Genomic DNA, 15,213 nt, shown 5'->3' on the forward strand with positions numbered 1-15,213 from the left:
GTCCTCCTCATGAGATAGCACCCTCGCCTACGGCCGGCCATCGGCGCGGTGGCGGTGCTGGTGTTCGCATAACCCATCTAATATAGCCGAGAAATCCGTTCGTCGTGAATGATTCATGTGAGAGTGCGGCCCGTTATGCCGAGCAACAAAACGTACACTCGCCCGCGGTTGTGCAGCAATCCACATGCTCGTCTGCGGTTCTGCAGCAATCCACACGTTCAACCCCCGTTTTTTGGCCTCGAACGTGTGAATTGCCACCAAACATGTCCCGAGCGTGAGAATTGCGCAAAGATGCGGCCCCACTCGTCGGAGGCTTGCCTACAGCTGCCCGTGATATCCCACGATCGATTCCTTGCCGTACCACTGGGCCAGGCGGAAGTTGATGTAGTTGTCCATGTTGTCGCGAATATCCCCCATGAAGAGGACCTTCGGCCCCACCGTATAGAACGGGACCTCGAGCTGATCTTCGGGACTCGATTCAATGAGGTCGATGCGGTCGCACACCTGTTGGTCGTACTCCTGGGCCGTGCCGGTCATGAGCGCATGTGCCGCAGAGATGGAGACGAGGTCGTCCACATGACGACTGTCGACGGCGAGCGCTACCAGCGAAAACGCAAGCACCGCAGCAATCGATGCGTACAGCACGGCAAGAAGACGGCGACAGGACGAGGCCCGTTGCGCGCCGACTGTTTGGACGCCCGCGCCCGGCAACGCGGCTCGTCCATCGACTTCAGACACCGCGGGCCGCGCATGGGCACCCAACGCTGCGGGACGCTCCGCGGGAGGCGACGCCGCATCGAGCAGCCCGTGCGCCTCGGCACGGCGAACACACCAGCCCACGAACCATCCCACACACAGCAACACCGCCAATACGAACAGGTCGTAGCGAATGTTCTGAACGCGACCCGGGCCGACGGTTCCCATCGAGTAAAACGTGGGAGCAAAGCTCGCCATAAAGAGCGCCAGCGACGCCAGGGCGGGAACGCCGGGCAGATGATAGGAGCACCTTGCCTCTTGGGCGATGCGCACCATGACGGGCAGCAGGGCAAGCAAGCCCAGGACGAGGTAGCCGTTTGTCCACAGCACCGCATACTCGATACCCGCCAAGCCGCTGCGCACCAGCGTGAGTACCACGCCCAGGTTGTCCCCGGCAAACTGCGATACCTGGCGGGCCTCGTTTCCCGGCGCGGCCATGGAGACCACGAAGCCAGCAACAAGAACAAAGAGCGCCGGCAGCAGCAAGGCGGCACGACGCGGCCTGCGGGCAAGCCCTGCAACCGCCACAGCAAAGAGTCCGACGGCGCTCACAAGGCCCGTGACGAAGTTGCCGCCAGCCACCACAAACGCAAGCGCGGTAAGCAGGAGCGACCGCAGCACAACGCCGTGGCGAGTGAGCGGCCCCCGATGCGTGCATCCGCGTAGCAACCTTACGGCAAGCCCTGCCATCCCAAGCATGAGCGCATGGTAGAACGTGTAATAGATGGCCGAGTTATACCACCAGAATCCCTCCACGGGACTCGGCAGCAGCTGGGTCTGCAGCAACAGCGCCACGCACGTCACCGCAAGCCACGGCGCGCGGCTTGCGCCCACAACGTCCCGCACGGCAACCGACGTCGCATACCCCGTCGAGAGGACCAGGCTCGCCATGATGCCCACAGCGCCCGCGCCGTAAAGCGCCTCCGAGAACACGCCGGGCTGCAACGCCATAAGAAAGATCGCTGAGTAGGTGCCCTGCCAGGAATCGTAGGTATCGATGACCTCCTGGATCGCCGCGCGCACGGCACCCGCTATGCCGCCTCCCGCCTGCAGCACGAGATAGGCATCGACGCCGTAGTGCCAATCGTCGGCGTAGCTGTGGTCAAAGGCAGAGATCGCCACCATAGGGACCAGCGCGACCACAAGCAATGCCACCAACGCGGCGGCCAAAAGAACGAGCCAACGCGGGCTGCGGACTGGGTACGCACCCGTTATGGTGAGCGGCGGAGAGGCCTGCGCGGAATCAGGGGGCGCCACCGTCGACCCAGGGGACGCCTCAGCTGGCTCGGGAGACGCGCCTGTCGGCCCCGGTGTCACTGCGGTCAACCCGGAGGACGCGCCGCGGCAAACCGCAGGGGCTTCCTCCACCGCAGGGGATGCCCCAGCCGGCTCGAAGGCCGCCCGCACCGATTGCCGTACCCGCTTATGCCCGCTCAGTGACATGGCCTCTCCTACCTTTCGCCCTCGTCTTCGCGTGCGTCACGCTCCGGGTCAGACACGCCGCAGGGCTCCACCCCGCAAGCACCTGCCTCGACGGCCCAGACAACCCGATCGCCGAGTGCGCGCAACAGGTCGCGACGAACCGTTGGGCGCTCGTCGAAGATCCGCGTCCTTCCGCGTGCGTCCACCACCACGGACAGCCGCGCGCCGCCGGTCTCGACCAGCCAGCGCCTCTGTCGGCGACGCGAGCACGAGGCGCACCTACCGTCGCAGGGGCCCTCAGCGGTGAGCAGGCAATGCTCGCACACCATAAGCTCGGAGCGCGCGGCCGCGACCATGCCCATCGTGACCTCATCGCCCACGGCATCGACCACCAAGGGCGCATCATCCGCATCAAGCTCGCCGGACAACCAAACGCGCCGCGCCCCCATGCGCGCAAAGGCGCGGACCGCCTCCGCGTTGGTCGCATGCAAGGGCGTTGCGGTATCGAAGGACGCGCCCGTCTGGCGCGCGAGCTCGATCTGCCCCAGGTTGCGGCACACCACGCGCCCTGCCCGGGAACAGACCTGCAGGACCCGGTCCACATCGTCAGCGCGAAGCACCTCGTCGAGCACCACGGTCAGCCGGCCCAGGAGGTCCTCCCACGCAGCGAAGTCCTCGGCGATGCGCCAGGCAAGGACCGCGACTTCACGGCCCTGTGCAGTTGCAAGCGCGCGCGACGCCGCGTCGACGCTGTCGACGAGCACGACCTGCGCTCCGGCGACAGAAGCGCGCGCGTCCGCCCCATGCGAGCTCGCGCTGCGTGGGCCCAGCGACGCGCCCGCCGATTTGTCGGCACCCGTATCCGCCCACGTTTCGGGCAGGTCCCCAAAGGCGTACGCCTGCTCGATCGCGTCGAGGTCGGCATGCGCACGCTTTAGCGCGGCGGACGTCTCGGCGAGCACCCGGGCGCTGCGCACCAGGTGGACGACGCTGCCGACCGTGACCTTGCGCTTACAGCGAATCCACAGGCGCTCCCCCGCCGCCCCATCTGCCGTACACGGCACCTGGGGCCACCGTGCAGGAACGTCGGGCGGCGTGTCCGGCCCCGGCACAAAGCGGATCTCGAGCGTGTCTCCCGCAGCAACATCTCCCTCAAGCTCCACGAGTACCGCTTCGTGACGACGCTCGACCACCGTGCCCACCCGCACGCCTTGGTTACACGAGCGCTCCGTGCTCATGAGGTCGGCACCCGAGTCGCCGCGTAGGTACCCATCTGTAAACCCACGGTTGAAGGAGCGCCCGAGCTCTCGGGCAAGCGCCGGCGCGTCATACGGCACCCCCGCCGCCGCGGCGTCGAGCGCCATGCGATAGATGCGCGTCACGTTGTAGACGTAGTCGGGGTTCTTCATGCGCCCCTCGATTTTGAGCGACGCCACCCCTGCCGCACATAGCTCGGGAAGGTGCTCGAGCCCCAGATAGTCACGCGGGCACAGCAGCTTGTCGCCATCCGATCGGGCGCACGTGTGCCCCTCCTCGTCCTCCAGGCCATAGGACAGCCGGCACGGCTGCGTACAGTCGCCCCGCATGGCAGAGCGACCGCGGCGGCAAGCCGAAAACGCGCAGGCGCCCGAGTACGAGATGCAGATGGCCCCGTGGCAGAACACCTCAATGGGAACGCCCGTCTCCGTCAGGCCGAAAATCTCGCCGGTAGTGAGTTCGCGGGCCGAAGTCACACGAGAACATCCCAGCTCACGGGCCATGCGAACCGCCTGTACCGACTGCGCGCCCGCCTGCGTGGAGAGGTGCAGCTCGACGCCCCCCACGTCGCGAAGCAGGCGAGACGCCAGCCCCAGATCGGCCACGATGAGGGCATCCGCGCCGGCGTCGAGCACCTGGCGCGCCAGGGCTACCGCCCCGTCGAGCTCCCCCTCATAGACCGTCACATTGAGCGCCGCATAGACCCTCACGCCATGCTCGTGGGCATACGCGCAGGCACAGGCCAGCTGGCGGGGCGTGAACCCCTCGGCGCTCACGCGGGCGTTCATGCTGCCGGCGCCCACATAGACCGCGTCCGCCCCGGCGGCCACGGCAGCCAGCAATGCGTCCACGCCGCCGGCAGGAGCCAACAGCTCGGGAACCGCACCTGCGCCTTGCGTCATCATGCTGTCTGACCCCTCTCATCGCCGCCGATAAGGTATGCAATCGGTCTGGAATTTGCCTGCGTCTAGGATACACGAGGGCCTTTGGGAGCCGCTTGCGCTAATGTGTAATAACTTATGTTCCTCGCTAATCCCCGAAGCCCCTCGCTCCGGGGCGTCATTGGAGGTCTTCATGGGTCCACGCGAACGTCATCGTCGCACCGTTGCCAAAACGCATACCGCACCCATCGTCATCGTCTCGCTGCTCGGCTTCTTTTTGGTCGCAGGCGTCGCATTTGGCGTAGGTATGATCGGCAACGTCAACCGCTGGCTTCAGAACCTGCCCGACTACACCAACACCGACCTTTACCTCACGAGCGAACCCAGCGTGGTGCTGGACGCCGCGGGGAACGAGATCGCGCGCTTCTACACCCAGAACCGCACCAACATCTCGTGGGACGAGTGCTCGGACTACGTGAAGGATGGCATGGTCGCCACCGAGGATGAGCGCTTCTACGAGCACAACGGCGTCGACCTCATCGGCATCGCGCGCGCCGTCATGGTGCACCTCACGGGCGGCTCCGAGGGTGCTTCGACCATCACGCAGCAGCTCGTGCGCAATACCATCCTGTCCGACGAGCAGTTCGACATCACCCTCGAGCGCAAGGTGCGCGAGGCGTATCTGGCGCTCAAGGTCGAGGAGACCTACTCCAAGCAGGAAATCCTCATGATGTACCTGAACGCCATCTACTACGGACACGGTGCCTACGGCATCGAGGCTGCCTCGCAGACCTACTTCTCCAAGCACGCCAGCGAGCTCACCCTCGCCGAGGCCGCGCTGCTCGTGGGCCTGCCCAACTCGCCGTCCACCTATGACCCCACGATCAACCCCGACCTGGCCATGCAGCGTCGCAACACGGTTCTCGACCGCATGCTCTCGAACGGCAAGATCACCCAGGAGGAGCACGACGCCGCGCAGGCCGAGCCCATCAACCTCAACGTCACCGAGAGCTCCGGTACCGGCAAGGACGTCTACGCGTATCCCTACTTCGTGGACTACGTGCTCGAACTTCTGCAGGACCAGTTCTCCTACACCGCCATTTTCTCGGGCGGCCTTACCATCCAGACCTCGATTGACCCCACCGTGCAGCAGGCGGCCGAGCAGGCCGTCACCGACCGACTGAACACCGTGGGCCTCGACGGGCTTGAGGCCGGCGTGACCATCATCGACAACAAGACCGGCCAGATCAAGGCGATGGTGGGCGGCCGTGACTACTACGCCGACGAGAGCCACACCAACCACGCGACCGCCGGCCGCCAGGTGGGCTCCTCTTTCAAGGGCTTCACGCTTGCCACCGCCATCAAGGAGGGCATGAACCCGAGCATCCCCATCAACTGCAACTCGCCCATGACCTTCGACAACGGCACGAGCGAGATCCACAACTACGGCAACCAGAGCTACGGCACCATTCCGCTCACCCGCGCGACCGAGCTCTCGTCCAACACCGGCTTCGTGCAGGTGGCCAAGGCCGTGGGCAACGACAAGATCATCGAGCTTTGCCGCCAGCTGGGCATCGACGCCGACATCCCCGACGTGACGAGCACCACCCTGGGCGTGGCGAGCATCTCCACGCTTGAGATGGCCGAGGCCTACTCCACCTTCGCCACAGGCGGCCTGCACCGCGACGCCGCGGCGATCGTCTCGGTTACCAACCGCGACGGCGAGACCGTCTACCAGCAGGACACCACCGGCGAGCAGGTGCTTGACACCGGCGTCACCGAAGTCGTGACCGACGTGCTCTCGGGCGTCATCTCCCGCGGTACCGGTACGGCTGCGCGCCTGTCGGTGAACCAGCCCTTCGCCGGTAAGACCGGTACCACCACCGACGTTGCCGACCTGTGGTTCTGCGGCTACACCCCGCAGTACACCATCGCAACCTGGACCGGCTACTCCGAGGGTGCCATCCCCATCCGCATCGGTGGACGCGACGCACTGGGCGACGACCTGACCCTGCCTATCGTGCGCAACATCATGAACACCATCCTTGCCGATGTTCCGCGCGAGGAGTTCCCCACCGGCGAGACGCCCACCTATAAGAGCAACAGCGTGTGGCAGGTCGAAGGCAAGTCGCTCGTTGGCCTGAAGTCTGCAAGCACCGATGAAGAGGACGATGCCGAGTCTCCCGATTCCAGCGAGTCGCCCGAGTCGCCTTCTTCGCCTACGACCAGCCCCTCGTCGCCGAGCAGCCCGTCGTCGCCGTCGACCACGCCCGATTCGCCCACGGTGCCCGAGTCTCCGACTGAGCCCACCACACCTGTCGATCCCGGCACCGGCGGTGGCACTGGAGGCGGCGGAGGCACCGGCGGCGGCACTGGCGGTGAAACCGGAGGCGGTGGTACCGGCGGTGAGACGGGCGGCGGCACCGGTGGCGAAACCGGAGGCGGCGCTGGCGGAGAAACGGTTACTCCCGCAGCGTAGCGTCGAGCGCCCGAGGTTGAGCGTCGCCCCGCTTCGTCCGAGGTCTCGCCTGATTGGGAGCGACGACCGCACGTGCCTCCTTCGTCGACAGAGCTTACGTTCGTCGTTCTTGCGTCTCTCGTCATTGTTCCTCCGGCGCCTCTACATCCGACACCTCTACATGGATATGAGAAAGGCCCCTTCGCGGGGCCTTTCTTTTTGCCTGGATGACGCGTTGTTGGTGTCGCGTTGCCTAGATGTCGCGTTATGGATGTTGCGCTGTTGGTGTCGCGTTTCGAAAGATGGTCAATAGTAGTTGCTGGACTGATTTTCGCCACGTTATTCGACCAAGAATTAGTCAAAGGTAGTTGCTAGTCTAAAAAGCGGCGCGCCAAGCGGCGAAAAGATAGTCAAACGTAGTTGTTGGACTACATTTGGCAGCCGGGACTCCCAAGAGCAAGGCCGAGCAAGCGCTACTGCTTACGCGTATGCAAAAAGTAGTAGACCAGCAGTGCGATGAGCGCGATGGGAAGCAGCATCACCAACGCCATGACCAGGATATGGATGAGTGCGATCACGATAACGTCCTTCTCGATAGATCATCATGCTTGGTCGACAGTCCTCTGCAGCCCTGGGACCAAGCTTTGAGTGTACACGACGCTGCGGTGCTCAACCACCCCTGCAAGAGCCTGATATCGCGTAGAGGCTGATGTGCTCCCCCGCTCGCATACCTGTCGGGGCAAGGCGCAGCAACGCTCATACGGCCAGCGTCGCCCCACACAGGGAACGAGTCCGCATCGCCCCCACACAGGGAACGCACCCCTTTCGCCGCCCACATGCATGAACACATGCACGAAGTACCTACGGCTCCGCCTTAACGATGGGGATTGCAGAGCTTGCTGATAAGCGCCTCGAGACGTTCGCCGTCCTCGACCGTCTTCGCAATAACGAGAATGGTGTCATTGCCCGCCAAGGAGCCCAGGACATCGGGCAGCTCGGCAGCGTCGACAGCCGCAGCGATGCCCGACGCCGTTCCTGGCTGAGCCTTGATAAGCACAAGGTTGTCGGTGCGAAGCACCTCGACTACCAGCTCGGAGACCATGCGCTGCAGATGCAGGTCCTCGGCCAACACATAGACACCCTCGGGCAGCTTGCGCAGTCCCATGTCGGCGATGTCGCGTGATACGGTCGCCTGCGTGCAGTCGTAGCCACAAGCCTTGAGCTCATCCACCAGCATGCGCTGCGTGCGGATATTCTTGTTGCGCACGATGTCCCGGATGGCGTCCTGACGCCCGTTCCGCTTTTTTGCCATACGCCGTACCTCGAATCTGGATGCTTTTGAGAATCTCTCGTGATTGTGCATAGTTTACTCAAGATACACCGCAATGATGCATAGCTTGGCAAATAATTCAAAATGTAACGAATGATAGATGGATGTATGATGCACCGCGGCAGCCCGAGCCGCCCGATGCAAGTTCTGCGGGCTATACGGTATGGGGGGGTAAACACCTACAGCGGATGCGCTAGGAAGGAGATCGCTTCCCCCAGCAAAAGCCGACCGCCGGCCGCCAGGCCGCAGAACCGCCGCGCTAGGCTGAAGAACTAGGCCGCTTCACCCTGCAGGGCCCGTCCGATGCCCCTAGGCCACAGAACCGCCATGCCAAGCGAAGAACTTGGCCAGTTTCACCCAGCAGAGCTCGACCGGCGCGCTAGGCAGGAGATCGCTTCCCCAGCAAAAGCCGACCGGCGGCCGCCAGGCCGCAGATCCACCACGCTAGGCCGCAAATCCGACGCCGCCAGGCTGCAGAACCGGCGCCTCGAGGCTGAAAGAACTAGGCTGCAGAGCCTGCACCGATAAACGGCAGGTGAGACCCGCGAGCAAAGCGATTGAGCTTTGCGCTGAAGCAGCAGGCAACGACGTTGCCCTTCGCGATAGGCCCAAACATGATGCCAAACCTGTGGCCGTCCCCCTGCAGGGCAGCAATGGTATCGCGCGTGCTTGGAGCCTCAATCATGTCGCGCACCCGCTCGGTCCGCTCGATGGACGAGACGGAGCGCGTAGAGCACACATTCTCGATGCTCATGATGATCTGCGACAGATGCATGCGATGAATGGCGCGAGAGAAATGCGCGTCCTCGGCCATGTTCCAGCATGTCGCCAGGTTCTGAAGCCGCTCGTGCTCGTGCTCGCAGCGCACGTACAGGAAGGGGTCGAGCGTCGTCGGAATACCGCGCTGCTCGCGCGGCGCGTGATAGGCCGCCTCCTCAACCGACCCCACGCGGGAAACATCCTCTATGTAGCGGAAGATGAAGTCCTCGGGGTCGCCGGCAATGCCAAACCGCAGTCCAAGCTCGTCAAGGCGGTCGCGCTGCAGCAGCTTGCCCTTGTGAAGGTCGAACAGGCCCTCTTCGATCAGCATATAGGCGTTGCGCCGAAACTCGGACGCCGTCGTCGTGACCTCGCTCGAAAAGCTCACCACGTGCGACGAGCGCTCGCCGCTGGAGAAGTACGTGTCAAACGAGTACGAGGGGATGACCATCTGCAGGTCGTTGCGCTCGGCAGCCTCAACAAGGCTCTCGAGCCCCCGCATGCCAAACCAGTCCTCCTGCTCCATGATAAGCAGATAGGTGCCGCGCGCGGCATCGATGGCGGCATCGAGCCCGCGGCACACATCGTCGGTATCGAGATGGATGACATCAAGGCGCATGTCGCGCTCGGCGGCGCGGGTGCAAATCTGCAGGGTACGGTCGGTCGATGCGCAATCGGCCACAACAAGCTGGACGCTTTCCAGCTCCTGCCCCAGGACGCTCTCTGCGAGGCGCGCGATGTGCGTAGCAGCATTGTGCGCCGCAACCACGACGGTAACCCGCGGACGCTGTTTCATTCGACGCGCCAACTGCTCAGCCTCCAGAACGACGGAATTCGGCCTGTTATGCCATGGTATCACCATCATTTTTTGGCTTTCCGTCAACAGGGAGGGCTGCACGCCATGCACAGATGTTCATCACGCGGGGAACACACTTCCCCGCCGACTCTGCGGGCGCGTTACGGAACCGGCACGAAGGCACCCTCGTCATAGCGCACGCTTGCAAAGGTAAGACCCTCGGCAGGAGCCGTGGGACCCGCTGCGGTACGCTCGCACGCGGCCAGCGCGTCTGCAACCCACGAGGGCTCGCGTCGATGCATGCCCACCTCGACAAGCGTGCCCACGATCGTGCGCACCATGGAGTGTAGAAACGCGTTGCCGGTAATGGTGAAGGCCAGCACATCCTCGCCCAGCTCGCAGGTGCGCTCGAATCCGACCTCCATGACGTTGCGGCACGTCGGCTTACCCACGGCCGAGGCGACTTTGCAGAAGCTTTTGAAGTCGTGCTCCCCCACCAGATGCTGCGCCCCCTCGAGCATGGCGTCTTCGTCAAGCGGCAACCGGTGCCACCAGACGTGCCCACGCGTGAGCACGGGACGGTCGGGACGGTCGGCGATGCGATAGATGTAGGTGCGCGCCCTGGCGTCGAAACGCGCAGAGAAGCCCTCTGGGGCTCGGAAGACCTCGCCGATGGCGATGTCGCGCGGCAGCAGGGCATCCATAGCGCGCAGCCAGCGGCGCTGGGGAATCTCGAGCTCGGCAGACGTCGCCGGCACGCTGACGTACTGGCCAAGGGCATGCACCCCGGCATCCGTGCGCCCGGCGCAGGTGAGGTCCACCTCACGCCGCAGGAACGTCTCGAAGGCGCAGCGGAGCTCTCCCGCCACGGTATGGACGTCGGGCTGGGGCTGCTCGGCAAATCCGCTGTATGCGGTGCCGTCGTATCCCAAACGGAAAACGAGGGCCCCGTCCCAGGCCGTATCCTGCGGAGTCGTGGGCGTCGCGATGTCGGTCGTCATGGTTGGCTCCTTGCTCGGGTTGTTGACGCTATTGTATCCAAGGCACGGCGCCGCGCAGGGCGTGACGATGCGGCGCGCGAGGCGTCGCCGTGTGTCCACGCCGCATATCGGCTTAAACATGGGGCCGTGGGGCTGCGAGGCTGCGAGGCCGCTGGGCCGCGCCGACGCAGCCTGAGCCCGCGGGCCCAACACGTCGGCTCGACATGCGGAAGGGCTTGCCCGGTGTTTCTAGAGCTGCGCCGTCCCCACAACGATCGCGACGATCACCGCAGCTCCCACGGCAAGCGTCGCGCGGTCGAGGCCGGTGAGTGGACGGGGCGGCAAGTCGCTTCGAGACGCTTCCTCGTAGCAGCGCGCATCCATGGACTCCGCCACCCGGTCGGCACGGCGAAACAGCGACACCACCGCCGGCACGAGCACCGCACCCCACAGGCGGATACGATGCACGAGCCCGCCCTCATCGAACCGGACGCCGCGAGAGCGCTGGGCGAGATTGATGCGCGACACTTCGTCCATGGCAAGCGGGATGAACCGCAGCGAAAGCGACAGCACCAGCCCGATGGGACCCACCGGCACTCCGACGCGCCTGAGCGGGCGCATGAGACGCACGCACGCGTCGGCAAGCTGGGTAGGCGTCGAGGTGTCGGATACGGCAAGCGCAAGCCCCACGAGCAACACGATGCGCATGACCGCTCCCCCCGCACGCCACGCCCCGGCCAGACTGAGGCCGAAGGGGGCGGCAAGCATGATCTGGGCGGAGCCGTCGCACGAGATGAGGTTCGCGCACACGACGAGCACCAGCAGGGCCACGACAGGCCTGAGGGCGCGCACGGCTCGGCGCGGCCCAATCGAGCCGGCGGCGAGGACGCCCAGCAACACCAGCACCCACACTGCAAGCGCAAGCGGAGTCGGCGTCGCAAAGATCGCAATCGTAGCGGCCATGAGCAGCCCGATCTTGACTCGAGTATCCACGCGATGGAGCAGCGAGTCCGGGACGGAAGACGCCTTGGGTCGGCGCACGTCCGCCACCTCGTCCGACGTGGACGCAGCGGGTATCCCGGCGCAGACGTCCTCAACACACCAGCGCAACGTCCACGCCTCGGGTGCGGCCAGCCCTGCCCTACCGAACGCCCCGCGGTCCTGCGAGAGCTCCGTCACCGTGCCCGACCATGCAATCTCACCGGAGCGCAGCAGCACCACACGGTCGGCGACCTCAAGCCACTCCTCGAGGTCGTGGCTCACCACGATCACCGGAGCACCCTCATACGCCAGCGTGCGGACCACGCGGTGCATGTCGGCGCGTCCCGCGGCATCAAGCCCGCTCGTTGGCTCGTCAAACACGTATGCACGCGGCTTCTGAGCAAGGATACTCGCGACGGCAACGCGGCGCGCCTGACCTCCCGAGAGCGAAAACGGATCGCGAGGCAGCAGCTCATCCGCGACACCAGCCACCTCGCAGGCGCTCGTCACATACGTGCTCAGGTCATCCTCGGCAACGCCCGCATTGCGCGGCGCGAATGCGATTTCATCCGCGACGCTCCCCAAAAACATCTGGCGCTCAGGATTTTGAAAGGCGACACCCACCATACCGGCCGTCGCCGTCCTGCCGTCAACGAGCGCATGGCCCGAACTTGGGACATACAGACCCGCCACGACGCATCCAAGCGTCGACTTGCCAGAACCTGTGGCACCCGCAACCAGCAACACCTCGCCGGGGGCGGCATCGAGGGTCACGTCATCAAGCGCCGCATCCATGCCATAGGAATACGAGACGCCCTGCAGCTGGACGCCCGCCGTCTGAACGCCGCCGCCTCGCTTGTTTGAAGCGCCCGCCTGCGCACCGCCGCCTCGCATATTTGAAGCCCGCGTCTGTGAGCCGTCGCCTCGCCCGTCGGCAGCCCGTGCCGGCCCATCGACCCGGTCCGCGTACGCGCCTCCCACGCCTGTCGCACGCATAAGATCGCGTACCCATGAGCTGCAAGTGTCGCCAGAGCGCTCCAGACCGTCTGTAAGCCACGTTACAACCTGCTCGGGTGCCCAAGTACCCGAAGGCCGATACCCGTGGCTCAAAGCGCATCTGAGCGAATCGATATATCTACTTGCGACCAACGTGCGGTCCCAAAGGCCGCCAGACGACAGCAAAAGCTCGAACGGAGCCCCCTCCCAAACGACGCAACCCTGCTCGAGCACAAGGACGCGATCGCTCATGAGAACTTCAATGGGATCATGAGTGACCTGTATGACTCCCATGCCACGTTCATGTGCAAGAGCGCAGAACAGCGTCCTCAACGCGGGGCGCGACGCGCTATCAAGCTGCGCCGTGGCCTCGTCCAGCAGCAAAAAGCGGGGCTCCATAGCAAGTACGGAGGCAATGGCCAGGCGCTGCTGCTCGCCACCGGAAAGCGCTTCCACCTCCCGGGCCTCACAGCCGGCAAGCCCCACCGTTGCAAGCGCCGCCCCAACACGCGTCTCAACCTCGCGCTCTTCAAGACCGAGGTTCCGCGGACCAAAGGCGACCTCGTCGCCAACTACGGTGGACACCATCTGATCGGCAGGGCTTTGAAATACATGGCCGACGAGGCGCCTCACCTCACGGCGGGACACCTCGTCCGCTGCGGGGTCAAGGCCCTCGACACGCACCATGCCGGGATGCGCCAACATGGCGCCACAAAGAAGGTTCACAAGCGTCGACTTGCCCGAGCCGTTCGCCCCCACCAAGGCGACGACCTCACCCGTGCGAAACGTGCAGCTCACGCCTTGAAGCGCGTGAATGGCTGGAGATGTCGGCTCGCCATCGGCGACGTCGGCTTGCTCCCGACCGCCAAAGCTCACCTGTGCATCGCGCACCTCGATCATGGTTTCACCCCGTCTGTTATGCCCGTTCGGCAAAAAAACCGGCAAAATGCGAAGACCCCACAGCCTGGCGTTCCATCCACGCGAGCAACCTGCACGGTCCCATGGCTCAGCATCACGGCACGCCTGACATCCCTACATACAAAACGAGGGGCGCATATGCACCCCTCGCATACTTGGCATATTGTGCCACCGCTGTGTTACTCAGCGGTCTCCTCGGTAGCCTCAGCAACCTCGGGAGCCTCCTCGGCAGCCGGCTCCTCGACCTTCTCAACCTTGGTCGGGGCAGCAGCCTTCTTGGGGGCGGGAGCAGCCTTGCGCTCCTTCTTTACCACGGGCTCGGAAACGATCTCCATGATGACCATGGGGGCGTTGTCGCCCTTGCGGGGACCGAGCTTCATGATGCGGGTGTAGCCGCCGTTGCGGTCGGCCCACATGCCCTGAGCGGCCTTGTCGAAGACCTCGGCGACGAGGTGCTTGTCGCCCAGCTTGGCGATGGCAAGACGACGGGAGTGCAGGTCGCCCTTCTTAGCCCAGGTGATGATGGGCTCGACATAGCTGCGCAGCGCCTTGGCGCGGGTCTCGGTGGTCTTGATGCGATCGTTCGCAAGAAGGGCCTGAGCAAGGCTCTTCTTCATCGCACGGGTATGAGCGGCGTCGGTGCCGAGCTTCAGACCCTTCTTCTTGTTGTGACGCATGTGTACGTTCTCCTCTATACGCGAAGCATTAAGCCTTCAGGCTCAGGCCCATGGACTCAAGCTTGTCTTTGACTTCCTCAATGGACTTCACGCCAAAGTTGCGGATGTTCAGCAGGTCGTTCTCGGAGAACTCGACAAGCTGACGAACCGAATGGATGCTGGCACGCTTGAGGCAGTTGTAGGAGCGGACGGAAAGGTCCAGGTCCTCGATCTGCTTATCGAGCTCGGCGTTGTCGCTCGAGACCTCGGGAGCGAAGATCGAAACCTCCTCCTCTTCCTCGGGGGTGTCGGCAAGGTTCATGAAGGCCTGCATGTGCTGGTTGATGATGTTGGCAGCCTGCACCACGGCGTCACGCGGCGTGAGGGCACCGTTCGTCTCGATCTCCAGCACCAGACGATCGTAGTCGGTGTGCTGGCCGACGCGGCATGCCTCGACAAGCTTGGCGCAGCGACGCACAGGAGAGAACAGCGAGTCAACATGAATGACACCGATCGGATCGTTGTCACGCTTGTTGCCCTCATACGAGACATAGCCACGGCCGTAGCCGATGCGCATGCTCATGGTGAGGTGACCACCCTCGTTGAGGGTAGCGATGTGCTGCTCGGGGTTGACAAGCTCAAACTCAGACGGGATGAAGAAGTCCGCACCGGTGACCTCGCAGGGACCGTCAACCGAGATGGTAGCGGTCGCCTCATCGGTGGTGCCGAGAGACCTGAAGACCAGACCCTTGACGTTCAGGACGATGTCGGTGACGTCCTCGACCATGTTCGGGATGGTCGTGAACTCGTGCTGGGCACCATCGATCTGGATCGCCTCGACTGCAGCGCCCTCAAGGGAGGACAGCAGAACGCGGCGGAGCGAGTTGCCAAGCGTGTCACCATAGCCGCGCTCAAGCGGCTCAACGGAGACGCGCGCAGACGTCTCGTTGATTTCATCGACCTGAACCTGAGGCCTAATGAATTCTGACATGTATTACCTCCAGCCTCAGCAGCCCAAATGGA

At 64.2% G+C, this 15,213-nt stretch carries 9 protein-coding genes; 1 reads left to right on the top strand and 8 read right to left on the bottom strand.

What is annotated here, in order from left to right; all coding sequences use genetic code 11:
• Window positions 1-318: 318 nt before the first annotated feature.
• Complete coding sequence (locus B5F33_RS09205) at window positions 319-1,899, bottom strand: hypothetical protein (RefSeq protein WP_087411515.1); 1,581 nt, start codon at window positions 1,897-1,899, stop codon at window positions 319-321.
• A 308-nt stretch (window positions 1,900-2,207) separates the two neighbouring features.
• Window positions 2,208-4,340: a U32 family peptidase gene (locus tag B5F33_RS09210; protein WP_087411516.1), complete on the bottom strand. Its 2,133-nt coding sequence runs from the start codon at window positions 4,338-4,340 to the stop codon at window positions 2,208-2,210.
• A gap of 169 nt (window positions 4,341-4,509) precedes the next feature.
• Between B5F33_RS09210 and B5F33_RS09215 the strand changes: the two genes are divergently transcribed.
• The gene (locus B5F33_RS09215; RefSeq protein WP_087411517.1) at window positions 4,510-6,795 is read left to right on the top strand and encodes a PBP1A family penicillin-binding protein; all 2,286 of its coding nucleotides are present in this window, start codon (window positions 4,510-4,512) and stop codon (window positions 6,793-6,795) included.
• Between the two features lie 853 nt (window positions 6,796-7,648).
• On the opposite strand, the gene B5F33_RS09220 is transcribed toward B5F33_RS09215, so the two are convergent.
• The 6 genes from B5F33_RS09220 to B5F33_RS09245 form a co-directional block, all read right to left on the bottom strand.
• Window positions 7,649-8,086: an ArgR family transcriptional regulator gene (locus B5F33_RS09220; protein WP_087411518.1), complete on the bottom strand. Its 438-nt coding sequence runs from the start codon at window positions 8,084-8,086 to the stop codon at window positions 7,649-7,651.
• A 520-nt stretch (window positions 8,087-8,606) separates the two neighbouring features.
• Window positions 8,607-9,659, bottom strand: coding sequence for a glycosyltransferase family 2 protein (locus B5F33_RS09225; protein ID WP_158095348.1), 1,053 nt, complete (start codon window positions 9,657-9,659; stop codon window positions 8,607-8,609).
• Between the two features lie 161 nt (window positions 9,660-9,820).
• On the bottom strand, window positions 9,821-10,660 hold the full coding sequence (gene truA / locus B5F33_RS09230; protein WP_087411520.1) for a tRNA pseudouridine(38-40) synthase TruA: 840 nt from the start codon (window positions 10,658-10,660) through the stop codon (window positions 9,821-9,823).
• 228 nt (window positions 10,661-10,888) lie between these two features.
• The gene (locus tag B5F33_RS09235) at window positions 10,889-13,516 is read right to left on the bottom strand and encodes an energy-coupling factor transporter ATPase (protein WP_087411521.1); all 2,628 of its coding nucleotides are present in this window, start codon (window positions 13,514-13,516) and stop codon (window positions 10,889-10,891) included.
• 197 nt (window positions 13,517-13,713) lie between these two features.
• Window positions 13,714-14,211, bottom strand: coding sequence for a 50S ribosomal protein L17 (gene rplQ / locus B5F33_RS09240; RefSeq protein WP_087411522.1), 498 nt, complete (start codon window positions 14,209-14,211; stop codon window positions 13,714-13,716).
• A gap of 28 nt (window positions 14,212-14,239) precedes the next feature.
• Window positions 14,240-15,181 (bottom strand): DNA-directed RNA polymerase subunit alpha, encoded by a 942-nt coding sequence (locus B5F33_RS09245; RefSeq protein WP_087411523.1) that lies wholly within the window; start codon window positions 15,179-15,181, stop codon window positions 14,240-14,242.
• Window positions 15,182-15,213 lie beyond the last annotated feature (32 nt).

It is taken from the genome of Collinsella sp. An2, from assembly GCF_002160065.1.
Lineage (GTDB): Bacteria > Actinomycetota > Coriobacteriia > Coriobacteriales > Coriobacteriaceae > Limicola.